Origin of the sequence: Prauserella cavernicola, from assembly GCF_016595675.1 — a bacterium.
Classification (GTDB): Bacteria; Actinomycetota; Actinomycetes; order Mycobacteriales; family Pseudonocardiaceae; genus Prauserella_A; species Prauserella_A cavernicola.
The window spans coordinates 158,590-177,058 of sequence record NZ_JAENJH010000010.1 but is presented as its reverse complement, the minus strand read 5'-3'; the positions used below and the strand labels follow the sequence as shown (position 1 = coordinate 177,058).

Below are 18,469 nucleotides of genomic sequence, written 5' to 3'. Positions count from 1 at the left end.
CGACTGTCGCGTGTAGACCGTCAGCGGTGCCTGCCGTAGGGCACCGCGCGCAACAGCGTCACGCGCACCGTCGCTCCGCTGGGCACCGGGTAGGCGCGCTGTTCACCCGGCGTGGCTCCGGCCAGTGCCCTGCCCAGTGGCGACTCCGGCGAGTAGACCTCGAGCCCGTCGGCATCACCGCCGTCGCGCACGCCCAGAAGGAACGTCTCTGGCTCGTCGTCTCCCTCGAAGGTGACCGTGAGGACCATGCCCGGTTCGGCCACCCCGTCGTCGGGCGGCGGCTGCTCCACGACGGCGTGGTGGAGCAGCTGTTCGAGCTCGCGGATGCGCGCCTGGCGGCGGTGTCCGTCCAGGGCCTGGTCGTCGCCGGAGCCATTGGTGTGGCCGGGTTCGTCGCGGTGGTGGCGCAGGGCGGCGAGCTCCTGCCTCAGCCGGTCGTAGGCGTCGGCGGTGAGCCAGCGGCGGTGGGTGTCGGTCATCGGCCGTCCTCGGTTCGTGCTGTGCTGGTGTGCGGTGAGTCGCGCGAGCGCGGTGACGCCCGCGTCCTCGGCGAATCCGGTGGCGACGCGTTCGAGGACGTCGCGCTGGGTGCGCAGCAGCGCGTTCTCCGCGCGCAGCCACTCCAGCTCGGCGCGCTCGGTCGCGTCGAGTGGTTTCTCCCCCGCCATCAGCGCAGGGGGTCGAAGTCCCGCAGCGCCCCGGGCTTGACGCCCGTGGCGATCTGCTCGGCCAGCAGGCGGCCGGTGACGGGTCCCTGCGTGAGTCCCCACATGCCGTGGCCACCCGCGACGTACACACCGGGCTGCGCGGTCTCGCCGATCACCGGGTTGCCGTCGTGGGTCACGGGGCGCGGCCCGACCCACTCGTCGTGGCGGTCCTCCCAGCGCACGCCCGTGAGCAGCGGCCGCGCGGAGGAGACGATCGCCTCGATCCGGCTCGCGTCGAGCGGCGCGTCGGGTGGCCGGAACTCCATGGTGCCCGCGATGCGGAGCCCGTCCCGGTACGGCGTGCACGCCACGCGGGCGGTGGGCAGGTACACCGGTCCGGGCACGGGCTGCTCCGTCGGCACCGTGAACGAATAGCCGCGGCCCGCCCGCACCGGAACGCGGACCCCGCAGCGCCGCGCCAGCCCGCCCAGCCACGCGCCGGTGGCGAGCACCGCGACGCTGGCCGACACCGAGCCCGCCGACGCCGAGCGCAGCGCCACGGCGTAGCGCTGGGGCCGCACCTCCACGACGTCGAACCCGCCGCGGATGTGCCCGCCCCTCGACCGCACGGCCTCGGCGAGCGAGGTGACAAAGGCGCCGGGGTCGACGTAGCGCTGACCCACCAGCCGCACCCCGGCGCCGAGTGAGTCCGACGCCTGCGGCAGCGCCTCGCGCAGTTCGCTCTCGGTGAGGCCGGAGAACGTGAGTTCCTGGCCCGCGTCGCGCAGCCTGCGCAGCTCGGCCAGCAGTCCCGCGGCGTGCTGGGCCGACTCGAAGACCGCGGTGATCGGCGCGGGAACGGTCGGGGTCGGCACGCCACCGGCGGTGAGCGCGTCGTAGGCGTCGAGGCAGGCGGTGTTGAGCGCGAGGTTGGCCCTGGCCACGCGGTCCCACGACCGCCACGTGCAGCGCGCGGCGAAGCGGAGCAGGAACCGCCACAGCGCCGGGTCGGGAGTGGCGGGAACGTGCAGCGGCGCCGTGCGGTCGAACAGCGCCGAGAGGCCGAAGCGCAGCACGCCGGGATCGTTGAGCGGCAGCGCCAGTCCCGGCGACAACCAGCCCGCGTTGCCCCACGAGGCACCGGAGGCGACCCCGTTCCGGTCGACGACGGTGACGTCGATGCCGCGCTCCTGCAGGAACCACGCCGTGGAGAGCCCGACCACGCCGGCCCCGACGATCACCGCCGAACGCGGTCCGCGGGGGTCCCGCGCGATCTCACCCATGAACACCTTCCCGGTAGCGGCACAACTCCTCTATCGCGAGCATGGGTGAACGAAGCCTTTACCCGATTGTCGAGATCGAACAATCGCAACGCGCTGGCTTGTCCGGTTCCGCCAGCGCTAGGATCGGCCCACCGGGCTCGCCCACCGGCTCGGCACGAACTTTTCCCTGGTGAGATGGGTCGTCGAATGGTCAGACTCGATCGCCTGATCAACATCCTGGGCGGGTACGGCATCCGGGTGACAGGCAACCGGCACGGCCGCGACGCCGAACTGCACAGCGTCGCCATGCACGACCCCACAACGCCGGGACCCACCGTGGGAGACGCGCTGCTCGCCGTGGGGATCCCGGAACTGCGCTCCGCCGTGGAGCTCGCGGTGACGGCCCAGGCCAAGGTGGTGCTGGTCCGTACAGAGGAGGAGCCGGCCGCCGACGTCACCGCGCTGGCGCTCGAGCACGGCGTGTGCGTGCTGCTGGCGGACCCGCGCGTGTCGTGGAACCAGGTGGCGGGCATCGTCTACGGCCTCGTGCTGGAGGGCCGCGAGACGGAGTCCGGCCGGGGGCCGAGCGACCTGTTCGCGCTGGCCGACGCCATCGCCGCGGCCGCGGGCGGGCCGATCATGATCGAGGACCAGCTCTCGCGCGTGATGGCGTACTCGAGCCTGCAGCACGAGCCCGATCCCGCGCGCCTCGACACGATCCTGGGCAGGCGCGTCCCCGAGCCGGTGCGCGCGCTGTTCGAGGAGCGCGGCGTGTTCACGCACCTCGCCACGTCCGACGCGCCGCTGTTCGTCGCGGAGGCGCCCGAGCACGGCATGCGCGGGCGCACGGTGGTCGCGGTCAGGGCGGGCAGCGAACTGCTCGGCTCGCTGTGGGTCAGCTGCGAGGCCCCGCTGGACCCCGTGCACGCGAGGGTGCTGACCGACGGCGCGCACACGGTCGCACTGCACCTGCTTCGCTCGCGGGTGAGCGCCGACCTGGAGCGCCAGGTGGAGTCGGAGCTGGTCATCCAGCTGCTGGAGGGGACACCGGACGCCACGGCGATCATCGGCAAGCTCGGGCTCGCGCCCCGGCCGCTTCGGGTGATCGCGCTGCAGGCCCACACCCGGCATGAGCGCCACGCCGCGATCCTGCTGGCGTTCGAGCGCGCCACCACGGGCTTCGGCTGGTCGCGGCCAGGGCGCACCACGCTCTTCGGCAACACCGTCTACACGCTGCTGCCCTGCGACGACGACCCCGAACCTGCCCGCGACTGGGTCCGCGACCTGACGCGCGGCCTGCCAGGCCACGTGACGCTGAGCGCGGGCGTCGGCGCGGTCGCCGAACCGGCCGAGGTCCCGGCCAGCAGGCAGGAGGCCGACGAGAGCCTCGCACTGCACTCCCGCAGGCCCGGCACCCCGCCGGTCTGCTACGACGAGGCGTGGGACGAGATCCTGTTGCAGCGCCTGCGCACCGCGGCCTCGGCGGGCCGGATCCCGTCCCGGGGCCCGATCGCCGAGCTCGCCCGCCACGACGGCGCGCACTCCACCCGGTTCCTGGAGACGCTGCGGGCGTGGCTTGAGGCGCAGGGCGACCCGAATGCCGCGGCCACGCGGCTCGGCGTGCACCCCAACACGGTGCGCTACCGCATGCGCAAGATGGCCGAGATCGCCACGCTGCGGCTCGACGACCCGCGCACCCGGCTGGCGATGCTCATCACGCTCGCGGTCGACGACCAGCAGCCCTGACCGGGGGTTCCACTGTGGACCACCGTTACGAGCCATCGCCCAGCAGGCGGCGGATGGTGCCGGCGAGCTGCCGGGGGTCGTCGGTGGCGTGACAGCTGAGACTGGCCTGCGCGCCCGCCGCACTGCGGACGGTGAGCGAGAGGGTGTGCACCCCGTGATGATGCGTGAGCCAGGCCAGCACCGAACTCGCAAACGACGACGCCGCGGCGGGCGGCAGCACCGTGACCACGGCGTCGAGCTCGCTCGACGGTTCACCCCGGTGTGCGGGAGCCTCCTCGAGCTCGACCCTGCCTCGGAACTCGTCCTCGGACCGCAGCCAGAACGCGAGCGAGCGCAGATCGTGCTCGGAGCCGCCCGTCGTGGCGGCTACCACCCCGGCCTCCACCATTCGGAAAATGCTAGCCGCGAGCACGCGCGCGCTGAACGGCAATTGAAATTCACGAGTGCGGCGGTACGCGACCCGATTGGCGGCGCGAAACGACTCGTCCGGAGTAGACGGACCGTCGGCGACCAGGAGTGATATCACCGATCAGGCGACTGACGCGGAGCGGTGGTTGTTCCTAGGTTGATCGGTGTGGGCGCGCTGCACCGGAGGACCGAACCAGTTCCTCAGCGCGGCCGCGAGGCGGCCAGGGTCAGGGCCCGGCGATTTCTCACCGGTGCACCCGGCGTTCCCGGCGAATTGCTCGCCTCCGTTTTCCATCGGGACGGTTTCTACCGAAAACTCGCCGACCAGCTGCTCGACGACCTGCCGTTGCGCCGACGCGTGCTGCGGGGGCACCGGCTGTGCACACAGCTCGACCAGCGGGCCGCCTACCTCGATCCGACCGCGTACACGATGCTCGCGCAGACTCCGGTGCGGGAGGCGCTGCTGCGGCTCGGGTTCCCGAAGTACCTCGCCGACCCGCTGAGCTCCGAGAAGGCGCTCGGCGCCAGGTGCATCCTGGTGGCGGTGGCCAGGACCGACCTGGAACCCGCGCTGCGCACGCTGATCGCGCTGGTCTGCCCAGCGCTGGAGGACTGCCCGGCCTGCCTCGCCGTGCACACCACGTTCGCCACCCCTGGCGTGGACGGGCGGCTCGCCGAGCTCGCCGGACACCGGCCCGCGCGGCCGCGGATCGCGCGTGAGGGTCGCTAGCTCCGTCCGTTTTCGGGGGCCGTCGCGCTGCCCGACCCCGCGTTCGGGTGCAGCGGGGTGCCCGCGACCGCGCAGTGCACCCGCACCGGGCTCGCCTCCGGCTCGGGCGGGCGCTTGGCGAGCCTGCTCGGCACCCAGATCACCGCGATGAGGGCGCCCACCACGAGCAGGCCCGCGCAGATCAGCATCGCCGCGTGATAGGCGGGTTCGAGTGCGACGGGATCGGTGAGGCTACCCGTGCCGAGTCCAGCCGCGAGCGGGAGCACCGCCACCGCGAGCAGGCCCGCGGCCCTGGCGACGGCGTTGTTCACCCCGCTCGCGATGCCGGCGTGCCGGTCGGCGACCGAGCCCAGCGCGGTGGCCGTCAGCGGTGCGACGGTCGTCGACAGCCCGAGTCCCAGCAGGATCACCGGCGGCAGCACGTCGCCGAGGTAGCTGGCGTCCGGCCCGATGCGCGACAGCAGCACGAGCGCGCCCGCGCACACGAGCGGGCCGACGGTCATCGGGATCCTCGGCCCGATGCGCTGGGACAGCGCGCCCGCGCGCGCCGAGAGCAGCAGCATCAGCACGGTCACCGGCAGCAGCGCGATGCCGGCCTCCAGCGGCGGGAAGCCCGACACGACCTGCAGGTTCAGCACGACCAGGAAGAACACTCCGCCCAGCGCCGCGTACACCGCGAAGGTCACCAGGTTGGTGGCGGTGAAGGCGCGTGAGCCGAAGATGCTCAGCGGCAGCATCGGATGCGCGGAACGCCGCTCGGTCAGCACGAAACCGACCATGCCCGCGACGCCGAGGCCCAGGCTGCCGAGCACCACCGCCGAGCCTGGCCCCTGGTCGGGCCACGCGGTGAAGCCGTAGGTGAGCCCCGCGAGCCCGAGCGCGCCGAGCACCGCGCCCGCGACGTCGAGCTTGCCCTGCACGGTCGGGTCCCTGGTCTCGGGCACGTGCCGCGCGGCGACGACCCACACCACCAGCGCCACCGGCACGTTGATGAGGAAGATCAGCCGCCAGCTCGCGAGCTCCACGAGCCAGCCACCGAGGAACGGGCCGAACGCGCCGGCGACCCCGGCCAGCCCGGACCACGCGCCGATGGCTCTCGCACGGTCGTCGGGGTGGAACGACGCCTCCAGGATCGCGAGGGCACCCGGGGTGAGCAACGCGCCGCCGACGCCCTGCAGCAGCCGGGCCGCCACGAGCACCTCCACGGTCGGCGACACAGCGCACAGCAGTGACGCGAGCGCGAACCACGTGACGCCGACGAGGAACAGCCGCCGCCTGCCGAAGCGGTCGCCGAGCGAGCCGCCCAGCAGGATGAGCGCGGCGAGGCTGAGCGTGTAGCCGTTGACCGTCCACTGTAGAGCCGCCGTGCTCGCGCCGAGGCTCCTGCCGATGTCGGGAAGCGCGATGTTGACGACCGTCGCGTCGATGAACGTCAGGCCCGACCCCAGCACCGTGGCCAGCAGCACCCACCGGCCCGCGGCCTCCTTGTAGCGCAGGGCGGGCGGGGCCGCGCCACTCGTCGTCATGGAGGTGATGGTCGTCCGCGACCGGAGCGCGTGCAAGACGCGCCCCGCCCGCGGACCCGTCACGGCACGGCGGCCGTGCGGCGCGCGGCGACGGCCTCGCGCATCTCCTCCTGGGCGAGGTCGGCGTTGATCACCGCACCGGCCCCCAGCCCCGCCGCGGCGGAGGCCATCACCTGACCACGCGGATCGGTGATGTTGCCCGCCACCCACACGCCGGGCACCGACGTGGCGCCGATCGGGTCCGAGGGGACGTAGGTGGCGATGACCTGGCCGCTCACCTCCAGCTCGGCGGTCTCCAGGCCCAGCCCGGCGAACCCGTCGATCCTGGCGGTCGTCCGGGTGGCGACGGCCAGCGCCGCGCGCGCGACGACCTCCCCCGAGGCCAGCCGGACGCCGGTGAGCCGGTCGCCGGTCACCTCGATTCCGGTAACCTCGCCGTCCACCACCGCGATGTCGCGCGCGGCCAGCTGTTCGCGCTCGTCGTCGCTGAGCGCGGGCCCGGTGTGCGAGAACACCGTGACGTCGTCGCTGAGCTGGCGGAACAGCATCGCCTGGTGCAGCGTCATCGGGCCGGTGCCGAGGATGCCGATCGCCTGGTCGCGTACCTCCCAGCCGTGGCAGTACGGGCAGTGCAGCACGTCGCGGCCCCAGCGCGCCGCGAGCCCCGGCACGTCGGGCAGTTCGTCGACGAGGCCGGTCGCGAGCAGCAGCCGCCGGGCGCGCACCGGACCACGCTCGGCGAGGACGAGCCCGAACCCGCCGTCCGCCAGCGGTTCCGCGGCCGTGACGTGGTCGGCGACGAGCTCGCCGCCGTAGCCCGTGACCTCGGCGCGGCCGCGCCGCACCAGCTCGCCGGGTGGCGTGCCGTCGAGCCCGAGGTAGTTGTGCACTCCGTCGGCGGGGGCGTTGCGCGGGTCGCCCGCGTCGACCACCAGCACCGACCGGCGCGAGCGCGCCAGCGCCACGGCTCCGCTCAGCCCCGCGGCGCCGCCCCCGACCACCACGACGTCGTATGTCTCGTTCACCGTGCGACTCCCTCCACTGGTCCTGCTCTTCGCACTATGCGCGCGCGTCGACAGAACCGGCAAACGAAATTGCTGAAACGGCAAACCTCAGGCGCGGGCGGCCCAGCGCCCGTCCTCCCGCGTGATGCGCACGGGGTGGTCGAAGGCCTTGGTGACGTGGTCGCTGGTGAGCACCTCGTCCGCGACGCCGGAGGCCAGCACCCGGCCTTCCCGCAGCAGCAGCGCGTGGGTGGTGCTCGCGGGCAGTTCCTCGAGGTGGTGGGTCACCAGTACCGTCGCGAGCTCGGGCTGCTCCACCCGCAGAGCGTCGAGGCTGCTCAGCAGCTGCTCCCTGGCGGCGAGGTCGAGTCCGGTGGCCGGCTCGTCCAGCAGCAGCAGGGTCGGGCGCGCCAGCAGTGCCCTGGCGATCAGCGCCCGCCCACGTTCGCCCTGCGACAGGACCGGCCAGCGAGCGTCACGGCGCGTCGCGAGCCCGAGCATGCCGATGAGCTCGTCGGCCCGCGCCACCTGATCCGGCGTCGGCTGCCTGCGCGGCACCGGCTCCGTCGTGTTCGTCAGGCCCGTGAGCACGACATCGAGCACGCGCAGCGGCGTGGTGAGCGGGTAGCGAGGGTCGACGTGGCCGACGAACGCGCGCAGCTGCCGCAGGTCGACCTTGCCGAGTCGGTGGCCGAGCACCTCCACCGTGCCGCGAGTGGGATGCGTGCGCGCCCCGAGCAGCCCGAGCAGGGTGCTCTTGCCAGCGCCGTTGCCGCCGAGCAGCGCCCAGTGCTGTCCGCGCGACACGGTGAGCGACACCGACCGGAGCAGATAAGCGCCCTGGCGCACGAGGTCGACGTCACGGACCTCCAGTACGGGTCCGGCGCCGGACAGGTGCACGGTCACGGGCGCCCCGCGCTCTCGAAGTCGTTCACGAACGCCTGCCTCTCGTCGATCACCGGGCGGGACCCTAACAAGGCCAGGGGCCGCCGGTTCAGCGGACGCGCACCGTCGAGCGTGGCCGCGGCGGCAGCCCCGCCGCGCGGTAGCAGTCGTCGACGAGCCGCGTCGTCGCCAGCTCGTGCACGTCGTCCACGGGCAAGGGCGTGCCGGTGCGCAGGTGCTCGGCGAGGGCGTCCAGCTGGTAGGCGAACGACGAGCGCCGCCCGAGGTGCTCGGTGCGCGTGCCCTCGCCGGTGGTGATCGTGACGGCGTCGTCGAGATCGGGCCGGACGAACGATGCCGCGACCGCCTCGCCACGCGAACCCGTCAGCCTGGCCGCGAAGCGCATGTCCTCGCCCGCCAGGTGGCACCGCAGCGCACCCGTGGCGCCGCCCGGGAAGTCCAGCGTCGCGTCGAGCCACTCGTCCACACCAGGCCTGCCCGCGCGTTCACCGGCCCGCGCCCCGAGCACGCGCGGGGCGCCGCCCGCCCACGACGCCAGCAGCTGGTGCAGGTGCAGGCCGTAGCAGCCGACGTCCATCAGCGCGCCGCCCGCGAGCTCCAGCGACCAGCGCGGGTCGTCGTCAGGGGGCGCGGCGATGACCGTGTCGGTCTCCACCGCGCGCAGCTGCCCCAGCTCGCCGGAGCCGAGCAGCTCCAGCAGTCGCCGCGTCACCGGGTGGTGCAGGTAGTGGTAGGCGGGCAGCACCGTCACGCCCGCGCGCCGCGCGGCGTCGAACACCTCGGCGGCCTCGGCCGGGTCGCACGCGAACGGCTTCTCGCTCAGCACGTGCTTGCCCGCGCGCACGGCCGCGAGGTTCCACGGGCCGTGCAGCCCGTTGGCCAAGGGGTTGTAGACCACTTCGACCTCGGGATCGGCGAGCACGTCCGCGTAGTTCTCCAGCACGCGTTCGACACCATGCCGGGCGGCGAAGTCTTCGGCCCTGGACCGGTCGCGGGCCGCGACGGCGACCAGCCGGTGTCCGGCGGCGTCGGCGGGGACGGCGATGGCGGACTCGGCGATCCTCGCCGCGCCCAGAACTCCGATGCGAAGCGGTTCCACGCGAGGAGCCTATCGGCGCCGGGAATAACGTCCGATTCGGCGGCCGCGAATTGTGACGAACAATTCGCGGGCGAGCCGCCCACACCGTGGGATCACCTCCACAGGCGGCTTCACGGTGGCTTAACCTGGCGGTGATTCACCTACAGCATCTCCCTCTTGGAGCTCCCTTGTCCGCACCGACAGACAATTTTTCGGGCCGCAATTTTTTGCTGAAGTCACCCACGTCGTGTGCCGCGCCACAACCGGCCCCCGAAGAGCCGGTCAAGGTGGTGCCGCTCGCGATCTCCGGGGTACTGGCCGTGGGGCTGAGCTCCTACGTCTGGGCGGTGCACGGCGAGCGGTTCGGTGCGCTGCTCGTGATCGGCCTGTTCCTGGGCGGGGCGCTGTTCCACTCGCGCTTCGGGTTCACCTCGGCGTGGCGGCAGCTGATCTCGGTGGGCAACGGTGAGGGGCTGCGAGCGCACGCACTGCTGCTCGGCACGGCGGCCACGCTGATCGCGCTGATCGCCACCACCGGGTCAGGGTTGTTCGGCGCCACGCCCGAGTTCACGGCGGGGCCGATCGGACTGCCACTGTTCATCGGCGCCATGGTGTTCGCCATCGGTATGCAGCTCGGCGGGGCGTGCGCGTCCGGAACGCTGTTCGCGGTCGGCTCGGGTCAGTCGACGATCGTGCTGACACTGGGCGGGTTCATCGCGGGCTCGGTGATCTACACCGCCGCCTTCCCCGCGTTCGACGGCTGGCCGGAGATCGAGGGCGTGGCACTCGCCGACCACGTGGGCTGGTTCGGTTCGTGGGCGATCACCATCGCCGCTCTGCTCGCCATCGTGGTGGTCACCAGGATCGTGCAGTCGCGCCGCAACCCGCCGCCGATCGGTGCCGTGCCCACCGCCCGCGGGTTCGCCCGCGTGTTCCGTGGCTCGTGGCCGCTGCTGGTCGGCGCGCTGGTATTGGGCGTGCTGGCCGCCGCCGTGGTGCTCGTTTCGGGTGGCATCTGGGGTGTCACGTTCTCGTTCGCGCTGTGGGGAGCAAAGCTCCTGCAGCTGTTCGGCCTGCACCCGGAGACGTGGGAATTCTGGCAGACCACCAAGAACGCCGAGGCACTGGCGAGTCCGGTGTGGACGGACAAGACCACGCTGACCAACGTCGGCATCATCCTCGGCGCCGCGATCGCCGCGTCGCTGGCGGGTGCGTGGAAGATCCACTCCGAGATCCCGTGGCGCACCGCGGTCGCCGCCGTGCTGGGCGGGATCCTGATGGGCATCGGCGCTCGCCTGGCGGGCGGCTGCAACATCGGCGCCTACCTCGGCGGCATCTCCACCGGCAGCCTGCACGGCTGGCTGTGGGGCCTGTTCGCGCTGGGCGGCACGTGGATCGGCCTCAAGCTGAGGCCGTTGTTCCGGCTCGCCACGCCGAAGCCGGCCGACAGCGTCTGCTGACCCACGACCCGACGAAGGCCCCCGCGAGGTTCGCGGGGGCCTTCGTGCCGTGTGCTCAGAACGTCGGCGGGAGTGTGCCGGGTACCGCGGCGCGGGCGCGGCCAGCGCCTGCCACCGCGAGGTGCGCGGGTCCCGTCCGAGGACCATGCGACCTTGGCTCGGCCTTGTGGGTGGTGTCGTCCTGCTCGCGATGTCCGCGTGTCTACCGCACCCGGGCGGCGGCGACACCCCGATCTGGCACCGAGGGCGTCTCTGAGGGGTTCCCTGCCGAGCGAGCGGAGATCAGCGCGTCGGAGCGCAAGGCGGAGGGCTGCCGCCCTTGTACTGGGCGGTACTCGGGCTGTCCCGACAACGCGGCGAGCCTCGGCGCTCGCTCCGCACAGCCGGTAGCGGAATCGTCCGACGCGCCCTAGATGCCGAGCGCGGCCTCGATGGCGTCGGCGACCTCGGCCGACTCCGGGTCGGTGCGCGGACGGAACCTGGCGAGCACCTCACCGTCGCCGGAGACGAGGAACTTCTCGAAGTTCCACTGGATGTCGCCCGCCTCGCCGTCCGCGTCGGCCGCGCGCACCAGCTCGGCGAAGAGCGGGTGCCTGCCCTCGCCGTTGACCTCGAGCTTCTCGAACATCGGGAAGCTGACGCCGTAGGTCGCGGAGCAGAACTGGGCGATCTCCTCGGAGGTTCCCGGTTCCTGGCCCATGAACTGGTTGCACGGGAACCCCGCCACCGAGAAGCCGCGCTCGGCGTAGCGCCGCTGGAGCCGCTCGAGGCCCTCGTACTGCGGCGTCAGGCCGCACTTCGACGCCACGTTCACCACGAGCAGCGCCTTCGCCCCGAGCCCGCCGAGCGTCGCGGGTTCACCGGACAACGTGCGCAGTTCGATCTCGGAAAACGCCATGCCAGCGACCCTACCCGCCACCACCCAGCGCACTGCCCGCCTGCGGTGAAGGGCACCTTTACCGCATCCAACGCAGTAAAGGTGCCCTTCACCGCGGTCATCACACGCACCAGGGGCGGGGCAGCGGGGTCAGGCGGCGACGTACTGGCGGAGGTGGGTCGCCGTCAGGGAGTCGCCGCGCTCCACCAGTTCCGAGGGCGTGCCCGTGAACACCACGCGGCCGCCGTCCTGTCCCGCTCCGGGGCCGAGGTCGACGATCCAGTCCGCGTGCGCCATCACCGCCTGGTGGTGCTCGATGACGATCACCGTGTTGCCGTCGTCGACGAGCCGGTCCAGCAGCGCCAGCAGCTGGTCCACATCGGCCAGGTGCAGGCCCGTGGTCGGCTCGTCCAGCACGTAGGTGCCCGCCTTCTCCGCCATGTGGATCGCCAGCTTGAGCCGCTGGCGCTCACCGCCGGAGAGGGTGTTCAGCGGCTGCCCGAGGCGCAGGTAGCCGAGCCCGACGTCGGCGAGCCTGCCGAGGATCGCCCGCGCAGGGCCGGACTCGAAGAACTCGCCCGCCTCGGCCACCGACATGCCGAGCACGTCGCTGATGTTCTTGTCCCGCAACGTGTAGGTGAGCACCTCGGCCGTGAACCGCTTGCCCTCGCACTGTTCGCAGAGCGTCGCGACGCCCGCCATCATCGCGAGGTCGGTGTAGACCATCCCGATGCCCTTGCACGTCGGGCACGCGCCCTCGGAGTTGGCGGAGAACAGTCCGGCCTTGACGCCGTTGGCCTTCGCGAACGCGGTGCGGATCGCGTCGAGCAGGCCGGTGTAGGTGGCGGGGTTGCTGCGCCGGGAGCCGCGGATGGCCGACTGGTCGACCACCACCACGCCGTCGCGTTTCGGCAGGTGCCCGTGGATCAGTGAGCTCTTGCCGGAGCCCGCCACACCGGTGACGACGGTCAGCACGCCGAGCGGCAGCTCGACGCTGACGTCCTTGAGGTTGTGCAGGTTCGCGCCGGTGATCGACAGCTGACCCCGGTGCGGGCGCGGCCACTCGCGCAGGCGCGCGCGGTGGCCGAGGTGCCTGCCCGTGAGCGTGCCGGAGGCGCGCAGCCCGGCGAGGTCGCCGGTGAAGCACACGTGCCCACCGTTGGTTCCCGCTCCGGGCCCGAGGTCCACCACGTGGTCGGCGATCTCGATGGTCTCCGGTTTGTGTTCCACGACGAGCACGGTGTTTCCCTTGTCGCGCAGGCGGATGAGCAGTCCGTTCATGCGCGCGATGTCGTGCGGGTGCAGCCCGACGGTGGGCTCGTCGAAGACGTAGGTGGCGTCGGTGAGGCTGGATCCGAGGTGGCGCACCATCTTCACTCGCTGGGCCTCGCCGCCCGAGAGCGTTCCGGACTCGCGGTCGAGGCTGAGATAGCCGAGCCCGATCTCCACCAGCGAGTCCAGCGTGCCCCGCAGCGTCTGCAGCAGCGGCGCCACCGACTCGTCGTCGAGCTCGCCGACGAACCGGGCGAGGTCGCTGATCTGCATGGCCGCGCACTCGGCGATGTTGCGGCCGTTGACCTTGGCCTCGAGCGCCGCCCGGTTGAGCCTGCCGCCCTCGCACGCGGGGCAGTCCGTGTACTTCACCGCCCTGTCCACGAACGCCCTGATGTGCGACTGCATCGACTCGCGGTCCTTGCCGAGGTAGATGCGGCGCACCTTCACCAGCAGACCCTCGTAGGTGATGTTGCTGGTGCCGATCTTGACCTTGGTGACGGGCTTGTGCAGGAAGTCGTGCCACTGCTGCTCCGTGAACTCCTTGAGCGCCACGTCCGGGTCGACGAACCCGGCGTGGGCGATGGTCTGCCAGTACCACGAGCCGACGGTGAACTGCGGGACCGTGATCGCGCCGTCGTTGAGCGACTTCTCGACGTCGATCAGCTCGTCGAGGTCGATGTCGGTGACGTGCCCGAGGCCCTCGCACTCGGGGCACATGCCCTCGGCGTTGTTGAAGCTGAACGCGCTCGACGTGCCGACGTGGGGTGTGCCGAGGCGGGAGAAGATGATCCGCAGCATCGTGAGCGCGTCGGTCGCGGTGCCGACCGTGGACCGCGAGTTGGCGCCCATGCGCTCCTGGTCCACCACGATCGCGGCGCTGAGGTTGCGCAGCGCGTCGACGTCGGGCCTGCCGAGGCTCGGCATGAACGACTGGATGAACGCCGTGTAGGTCTCGTTGATCAGCCGCTGCGACTCGGCCGCGATGGTGCCGAACACCAGCGACGACTTGCCCGAGCCCGAGACTCCGGTGAACACGGTGAGCCTGCGCTTGGGGAGGTCGAGCGAGACGTCGGCCAGGTTGTTCTCCCTGGCGCCGCGGACCTCGATCACGTCGTGCCCGTCCGCGGGGTGCCGCAGGCCGTCCGAAGTCATACTTCTCCCCCTGTATCTTTATGCCGTAAAGAGATGAGGGCGCTACTTTATGCTGTAAAGAGTTCGGGCGGCAAGTCACGCCGGCCGAGCGCGCCGAACACGTCTGGAGGCACCGTGGTCGTCTTCGCCGCACAGGGCGACGCCCGCCGTTCCATGGCCCTGCTCTGGCGCGGGACGGACCCGGAACCCGTGCGCCCCGGTCCGCGACCGGCGCTGAGCGTGGACGCCATCGTCGACACCGCGATCGAGGTCGCCGACGCCGAGGGCATGGCCGCGCTGTCGATGCGCGCGGTCGGCGAGCGGCTCGGCCGGACGGCGATGGCGCTCTACACCTACGTGCCCAGCAAGAGCGAGCTCGTCGACCTCATGTACGACCGCGCGTTCACGGAGCTGGGCGAGCCCTACGACCTGAGCGAGGGCTGGCGCGCGGCCGTCACGGCGTGGGCCTGGGACCTCTGGGCGTTCTTCGTGCGGCATCCGTGGGTACTGCAGGTGTCACAGGCGCGGCCGGTGCTCGGTCCGCACGAGTACACGTTCCTCGAGAACCTGGTGACGATCGTGCGCGAGACCGGCCTGCCTGCCTCGCGCCTGCGCAGGCTGGTGTCGACGCTGGTCCACTTCGTGCGCGGCTCGGCGCAGACGGCGTCCGACACCCGCAGGGCGCCCGACGCGACGGGGATGTCCGACGACGAGTGGTGGTACGCGCGCTCGGCGGAGCTGGAGACCGTCGCGCCCGACTTCGCGCAGCGCTTCCCCGCGCTGACCGAGATGGAGTCGCACGGCGCGTTCGAACTCGACGACGAGTCGGTGCCCTACCTGGAGCAGGAGGCCAGGGAGGCGTTCACCTACGGCCTCGAGGTGCTGCTCGACGGCGTCGACGCGCGGCTGCGGACCTGAGTCAGTCGGCGTTGTCGGTAGCGTCGGCGGTGTCGGCAGCGCAGCGGAACCCGAGGTTGCCGCTGGAGCTGTCCGGGGTGTTGCCGGTGCGCGCGGCCACGCGGTAGCGGTTGCAGTAGGAGTCGTGGCACAGGTAGGAGCCGCCGCGCATGGCCCGGTGCTCCGGGTCGAACGCGCACGCGCACCACTCCCACACGTTGCCCGCCACGTTGTGCAGGCCGAAACCGTTGGGAGGGAAGGAATCCACGGGCGCGGTGCCGACGAAGCCGTCCTCCTCGGTGTTGCGCACGGGGAAGGCGCCCTGCCAGATGTTGCACCGGTGCTGCCCGTCCGGGGTGAGCTCGTCGCCCCACGCGTAGCGGGCGCCGTCGAGCCCACCGCGCGCGGCGTACTCCCACTCGGCCTCCGTCGGCAGCCGTGTACCCGCCCAGGAACAGTAGGCCTGCGCGTCGTTCCAGGAGATGTGGACGACGGGGTGGTGCTCTCGCCCGTCGAGGGCGCTGCCAGGGCCCTCCGGCTCGCGCCAGTACGCGCCCTGCACGCCACACCACCACGGTGTCTGCTCCGGCCGGGGCGAGTTCTTGCGCAGCGCCCCGGGCAGGAACTTGGCGAAGACGTAGCTCCAGCCGAACCGCTCCGCGTCGGTGCGGTAGTCCGTGGCCGCGGTGAACGCGGCGAAGCGCTCGTTGGTGACGCAGTGGGCGTCGACGGCGAACGACGCCACGGTGACCTCGCGCACCGGGCCCTCGCCGTCGCCGGGGAAGCCGTCGCTGTCGTCGGTGCCCATCCGGAAGGTTCCGCCCGGCAGCACGAGCGGTCGGTCGAGAGCGGCCAGACCGCCGTCCTCCCGCGCGGCGACGACCTGCGCGGCTACGGCGGGATCACTGGAGCGGGAGGGCGGGCAGCAACCGGACACCCGGCCACCCTAACCGCCGAGCGCGTCGTCCAGTTCGGCGAGCAGCCGGGCCTTGGGCCTGGCGCCCACGAGCATCCGGATCGGCTCGCCGTCCTGGAAGAGCACGAGCGTGGGCAGCGACATCACCTGATGGTCGCGGGTGGTCAGCGGGTTCTCGTCGGAGTTGATCGAGCGGATCGTCAGCATGTCCGCACGCTCGGCGGCGATCTCGGCGAGCACCGGCGCCACCATGCGGCAGGGCGGGCACCACTCGGCCCAGAAGTCCACGAGCACGGGCCCTGGCCGGTCGAGCACCTCGGCGCGGAACGTGTCGTCGGTGACGGCGAGGACCTCGCCCGTCCGGTTCGCTGTGGTCATCTGTCCTCGTCCCCTGTCGCGGAGTTGTCGGAGTGATCACCGCCGGGCACGACGCACGGCAGCGGGCGGCGCGCGAGCGCCTGCGCGAGCTTGGCCACGAGGCCGGCCCGCACCTCGCCGAGATGGGCGAGCACGTCGTCCACCTCGGCGATCTTGCGTTCGTAGACCTCGATCGAGTCGGCGCACGCGTCGCCGGAGTCGTGCCCGGCGCGCAGGCACTCCACGAACGGTCTGGTGTCGTCGAGGCTCAGGCCGACCTCGCGCAGCGTGAGGATCTCGCCGACCAGCCGCACGTGGCCCTCGTCGTACTCGCGGTAGCCGTTGGCCGAGCGGGCCGCCGTGAGCAGTCCCTGCTCCTCGTAGAACCGCAGCGCCCTGGTGCTGGTCCCGGCCCGCCTGGCGAGTTCGCCGATTTTCATGAGTCGAGCCTAGGGATTGACGTGGACGAGAAGGCACGACAACAGTGACTCAGGTCACAGCGCATTCGGGTCGTTCCCTGTCGAAGTGCGCTCGGCGGCTCCGACATACCAGCGTGGCCTCGCGAGGCCACGCACACCGAGACGACGAGTCAGGAGCAGACGATGAGCAAGATCTCCACCTTCCTCTGGTACGACGGCGCGGCCAAGGAGGCCGCCGAGTTCTACGTGTCGCTGGTGCCCAACTCCACGGTCGGCGAGGTGACCACCGGCCCCGACGGCTCGGTCATGCTGGTGACCTTCGAGCTCGACGGGCAGCGGTTCGCGGCCCTGAACGGCGGCCCGGCCAACGCGTTCACCGAGGCGACGTCCATCTTCGTCAGCTGCGACTCGCAGGCCGAGGTCGACGAGCTGTGGGACAGGCTCACCGAGGGCGGTTCGGACGGCCAGTGCGGCTGGCTCAAGGACCGCTACGGCCTGTCGTGGCAGATCATCCCCAAGCGGCTGCCGGAACTGCTCGCGGACCCGGATCCCGCCCGCGCGAAGCGGGCCATGGAGGCGATGCTGACCATGGGCAAGATCGATCTCGCCGCGATCGAGGCCGCGGCAGGCGCCTGACCCGGGCGCGCGGCGGGTTTTCCCGGTGGAGCCCGCCGCGCCCGCCTGGCAGGGTGTGGTCATGTCCGAGTCACTTCCGGCACTGAGCATCGGCACGGTCGTGCTCGGCGTCGACGACGTGCCCCGCGCGGTCCGGTTCTGGACCGTCGCACTCGGCTTCATGCCCCGCGACGACACGACTGACACCGACTGGGCGGTGCTCGTGCCGCCGGGCGGTTCCGGCACCGGCCTCGCGCTCGGCCGCAGTGAGTCCCCCGTGCAGCCCGAGCCGCGCGTGCACCTCGACCTCTACACCGAGCGGCCCGAGGCCGAGGTCGAGCGGCTGCTGGGCCTCGGCGCGACCCGGGTCGACTGGGACCGCTACCCCGACGACGCGGACTTCGTGGTGCTCGCCGACCCGGACGGCAACCGGTTCTGCGTCATCGACAAGCGCGGCTGAGGCCCGGTCACCTCGTGCCTTCCCCTGCGGGGCACCGGTTTCACGGGTTCGTCCTCGACCGTCTCGTCGAGCGGCGCCGCCATGAGGACGGCGCAGATGGGCACCGCCATCGCGATCGCGGCGATCACGAACACGGGGAACAGGAATGAGAACACCTCGACCCCGGCCGGGTCGGGTGCCGCCGGGTCGAGGTCCACGCGCACCGCCGCCATGCCGGTGTAGTGCATGCCGGTCACCGCGAGTCCCATGACGAGACCGGCGAGCAGACGGTGGGCGAGCTTCTTCGTGATCACCGTGAACCACAGTGCCGCCGTGGCCGCCACCACGGCGATCAGGATCGAGAGCGTCACCAGACCCGCGTTGTAGCCGATCGCGCCCTTCACCTGCACCGCCCACATTCCCGTGTAGTGCATGAGGTTCACGGCCAGCCCGGTGATGAGCCCGGCAACACCGAGCCGCCACCACGAGAACCGCGACCGCACGCCGAACACGAGCAGCCCGCCGAACACCGCGCCCACCGCGAGCACCGCCGACAGCACCGTGCGCGTGATGTCGTAGCGCACCGGCAGACCCGGCGTCGCGAACCCGAGCATCGCGATGAAGTGCATGACCCAGATGCCGGTGCCGCCGATCGAGACGGCGGCGAGCGCGAGCCACGTGAGCCTGCGGCGCTGGTCCAGCGTGTAGCGGGCCTGCAACGTGCAGGCCAGGCCGAGCGCACAGCCCACCACCGAGGTGAGGTAGGCCAGCACCAT

General features: G+C 71.9%; 19 protein-coding genes. 6 read left to right on the top strand and 13 right to left on the bottom strand.

The genetic code is table 11. The features are described 5' to 3' along the window. Nucleotides 1-20: 20 nt before the first annotated feature. Both JHE00_RS29465 and JHE00_RS29460 read right to left on the bottom strand, forming a co-directional pair. Entirely contained in the window at nucleotides 21-668 is a 648-nt protein-coding gene (locus JHE00_RS29465; protein ID WP_307832171.1) for a GreA/GreB family elongation factor, read from the bottom strand. After that, the gene (locus tag JHE00_RS29460; RefSeq protein ID WP_200324421.1) at nucleotides 668-1,930 is read right to left on the bottom strand and encodes an NAD(P)/FAD-dependent oxidoreductase; all 1,263 of its coding nucleotides are present in this window, start codon (nucleotides 1,928-1,930) and stop codon (nucleotides 668-670) included. The genes JHE00_RS29465 and JHE00_RS29460 overlap by 1 nt, the downstream gene beginning before the upstream one ends. A 186-nt stretch (nucleotides 1,931-2,116) precedes the next feature. Here JHE00_RS29460 and JHE00_RS29455 point away from each other — a divergent pair, with 186 nt between their 5' ends. Further along, entirely contained in the window at nucleotides 2,117-3,655 is a 1,539-nt protein-coding gene (locus JHE00_RS29455) for a PucR family transcriptional regulator (protein ID WP_200324419.1), read from the top strand. Between the two features lie 25 nt (nucleotides 3,656-3,680). On the opposite strand, the gene JHE00_RS29450 is transcribed toward JHE00_RS29455, so the two are convergent. Then, entirely contained in the window at nucleotides 3,681-4,043 is a 363-nt protein-coding gene (locus JHE00_RS29450; RefSeq protein WP_200324417.1) for an effector-associated constant component EACC1, read from the bottom strand. 186 nt (nucleotides 4,044-4,229) lie between these two features. Between JHE00_RS29450 and JHE00_RS29445 the strand changes: the two genes are divergently transcribed. Then, nucleotides 4,230-4,793: a hypothetical protein gene (locus tag JHE00_RS29445; protein ID WP_200324415.1), complete on the top strand. Its 564-nt coding sequence runs from the start codon at nucleotides 4,230-4,232 to the stop codon at nucleotides 4,791-4,793. On the opposite strand, the gene JHE00_RS29440 is transcribed toward JHE00_RS29445, so the two are convergent. From JHE00_RS29440 to JHE00_RS35990, 4 genes are all read right to left on the bottom strand, one after another. Then, complete coding sequence (locus JHE00_RS29440) at nucleotides 4,790-6,319, bottom strand: MFS transporter (protein WP_200324413.1); 1,530 nt, start codon at nucleotides 6,317-6,319, stop codon at nucleotides 4,790-4,792. The two genes, JHE00_RS29445 and JHE00_RS29440, sit on opposite strands and share 4 nt — an antisense overlap. Before the next feature lie 59 nt (nucleotides 6,320-6,378). Beyond that, on the bottom strand, nucleotides 6,379-7,344 hold the full coding sequence (locus JHE00_RS29435; RefSeq protein ID WP_200324411.1) for an NAD(P)/FAD-dependent oxidoreductase: 966 nt from the start codon (nucleotides 7,342-7,344) through the stop codon (nucleotides 6,379-6,381). Nucleotides 7,345-7,431: 87 nt separating this feature from the next. After that, complete coding sequence (locus JHE00_RS29430) at nucleotides 7,432-8,229, bottom strand: ABC transporter ATP-binding protein (RefSeq protein WP_307832170.1); 798 nt, start codon at nucleotides 8,227-8,229, stop codon at nucleotides 7,432-7,434. Nucleotides 8,230-8,317: 88 nt separating this feature from the next. After that, nucleotides 8,318-9,328: a Gfo/Idh/MocA family protein gene (locus JHE00_RS35990; RefSeq protein ID WP_200324409.1), complete on the bottom strand. Its 1,011-nt coding sequence runs from the start codon at nucleotides 9,326-9,328 to the stop codon at nucleotides 8,318-8,320. A gap of 167 nt (nucleotides 9,329-9,495) precedes the next feature. Between JHE00_RS35990 and JHE00_RS29420 the strand changes: the two genes are divergently transcribed. Beyond that, a complete protein-coding gene (locus JHE00_RS29420; protein ID WP_200324407.1) occupies nucleotides 9,496-10,767 on the top strand; it encodes a YeeE/YedE family protein in 1,272 nt (423 codons plus the stop codon). A 409-nt stretch (nucleotides 10,768-11,176) separates the two neighbouring features. Here the strand turns inward: JHE00_RS29420 and JHE00_RS29415 are convergent, their stop codons facing one another. Beyond that, entirely contained in the window at nucleotides 11,177-11,665 is a 489-nt protein-coding gene (locus JHE00_RS29415) for a glutathione peroxidase (protein WP_200324405.1), read from the bottom strand. Nucleotides 11,666-11,794: 129 nt separating this feature from the next. Further along, nucleotides 11,795-14,071 (bottom strand): ATP-binding cassette domain-containing protein, encoded by a 2,277-nt coding sequence (locus tag JHE00_RS29410; protein WP_230425172.1) that lies wholly within the window; start codon nucleotides 14,069-14,071, stop codon nucleotides 11,795-11,797. 114 nt (nucleotides 14,072-14,185) lie between these two features. Between JHE00_RS29410 and JHE00_RS29405 the strand changes: the two genes are divergently transcribed. Next, nucleotides 14,186-14,968 (top strand): TetR/AcrR family transcriptional regulator, encoded by a 783-nt coding sequence (locus tag JHE00_RS29405; protein ID WP_200324402.1) that lies wholly within the window; start codon nucleotides 14,186-14,188, stop codon nucleotides 14,966-14,968. Nucleotide 14,969: 1 nt separating this feature from the next. Here the strand turns inward: JHE00_RS29405 and JHE00_RS29400 are convergent, their stop codons facing one another. The 3 genes from JHE00_RS29400 to JHE00_RS29390 form a co-directional block, all read right to left on the bottom strand. Next, the gene (locus JHE00_RS29400; RefSeq protein WP_200324595.1) at nucleotides 14,970-15,755 is read right to left on the bottom strand and encodes a formylglycine-generating enzyme family protein; all 786 of its coding nucleotides are present in this window, start codon (nucleotides 15,753-15,755) and stop codon (nucleotides 14,970-14,972) included. A gap of 138 nt (nucleotides 15,756-15,893) precedes the next feature. Further along, nucleotides 15,894-16,241: a thioredoxin gene (gene trxA, locus JHE00_RS29395; protein WP_200324400.1), complete on the bottom strand. Its 348-nt coding sequence runs from the start codon at nucleotides 16,239-16,241 to the stop codon at nucleotides 15,894-15,896. Next, nucleotides 16,238-16,660, bottom strand: coding sequence for a MerR family transcriptional regulator (locus JHE00_RS29390; RefSeq protein ID WP_200324398.1), 423 nt, complete (start codon nucleotides 16,658-16,660; stop codon nucleotides 16,238-16,240). The genes trxA and JHE00_RS29390 overlap by 4 nt, the downstream gene beginning before the upstream one ends. Before the next feature lie 162 nt (nucleotides 16,661-16,822). Here JHE00_RS29390 and JHE00_RS29385 point away from each other — a divergent pair, with 162 nt between their 5' ends. Both JHE00_RS29385 and JHE00_RS29380 read left to right on the top strand, forming a co-directional pair. After that, nucleotides 16,823-17,275 (top strand): VOC family protein, encoded by a 453-nt coding sequence (locus JHE00_RS29385; RefSeq protein WP_200324396.1) that lies wholly within the window; start codon nucleotides 16,823-16,825, stop codon nucleotides 17,273-17,275. A gap of 61 nt (nucleotides 17,276-17,336) precedes the next feature. Beyond that, on the top strand, nucleotides 17,337-17,714 hold the full coding sequence (locus JHE00_RS29380) for a VOC family protein (RefSeq protein WP_200324394.1): 378 nt from the start codon (nucleotides 17,337-17,339) through the stop codon (nucleotides 17,712-17,714). Here the strand turns inward: JHE00_RS29380 and JHE00_RS29375 are convergent. After that, nucleotides 17,636-18,469: an MHYT domain-containing protein gene (locus JHE00_RS29375; RefSeq protein ID WP_200324593.1), complete on the bottom strand. Its 834-nt coding sequence runs from the start codon at nucleotides 18,467-18,469 to the stop codon at nucleotides 17,636-17,638. The genes JHE00_RS29380 and JHE00_RS29375 overlap by 79 nt on opposite strands.

Coding starts and splice junctions, on each gene's coding strand:
- JHE00_RS29375 (WP_200324593.1), bottom strand. CDS start 18,469: ATGGTGCTGGCCTACCTCACCTCGGTGGTGGGCTGTGCGCTCGGCCTG.
- JHE00_RS29400 (WP_200324595.1), bottom strand. CDS start 15,755: ATGGGCACCGACGACAGCGACGGCTTCCCCGGCGACGGCGAGGGCCCG.
- JHE00_RS29385 (WP_200324396.1), top strand. CDS start 16,823: ATGAGCAAGATCTCCACCTTCCTCTGGTACGACGGCGCGGCCAAGGAG.
- JHE00_RS29380 (WP_200324394.1), top strand. CDS start 17,337: ATGTCCGAGTCACTTCCGGCACTGAGCATCGGCACGGTCGTGCTCGGC.
- JHE00_RS29465 (WP_307832171.1), bottom strand. CDS start 668: ATGGCGGGGGAGAAACCACTCGACGCGACCGAGCGCGCCGAGCTGGAG.
- JHE00_RS29460 (WP_200324421.1), bottom strand. CDS start 1,930: ATGGGTGAGATCGCGCGGGACCCCCGCGGACCGCGTTCGGCGGTGATC.
- JHE00_RS29390 (WP_200324398.1), bottom strand. CDS start 16,660: ATGAAAATCGGCGAACTCGCCAGGCGGGCCGGGACCAGCACCAGGGCG.
- JHE00_RS29410 (WP_230425172.1), bottom strand. CDS start 14,071: ATGACTTCGGACGGCCTGCGGCACCCCGCGGACGGGCACGACGTGATC.
- JHE00_RS29455 (WP_200324419.1), top strand. CDS start 2,117: ATGGTCAGACTCGATCGCCTGATCAACATCCTGGGCGGGTACGGCATC.
- trxA (WP_200324400.1), bottom strand. CDS start 16,241: ATGACCACAGCGAACCGGACGGGCGAGGTCCTCGCCGTCACCGACGAC.
- JHE00_RS29415 (WP_200324405.1), bottom strand. CDS start 11,665: ATGGCGTTTTCCGAGATCGAACTGCGCACGTTGTCCGGTGAACCCGCG.
- JHE00_RS29440 (WP_200324413.1), bottom strand. CDS start 6,319: ATGACGACGAGTGGCGCGGCCCCGCCCGCCCTGCGCTACAAGGAGGCC.
- JHE00_RS29450 (WP_200324417.1), bottom strand. CDS start 4,043: ATGGTGGAGGCCGGGGTGGTAGCCGCCACGACGGGCGGCTCCGAGCAC.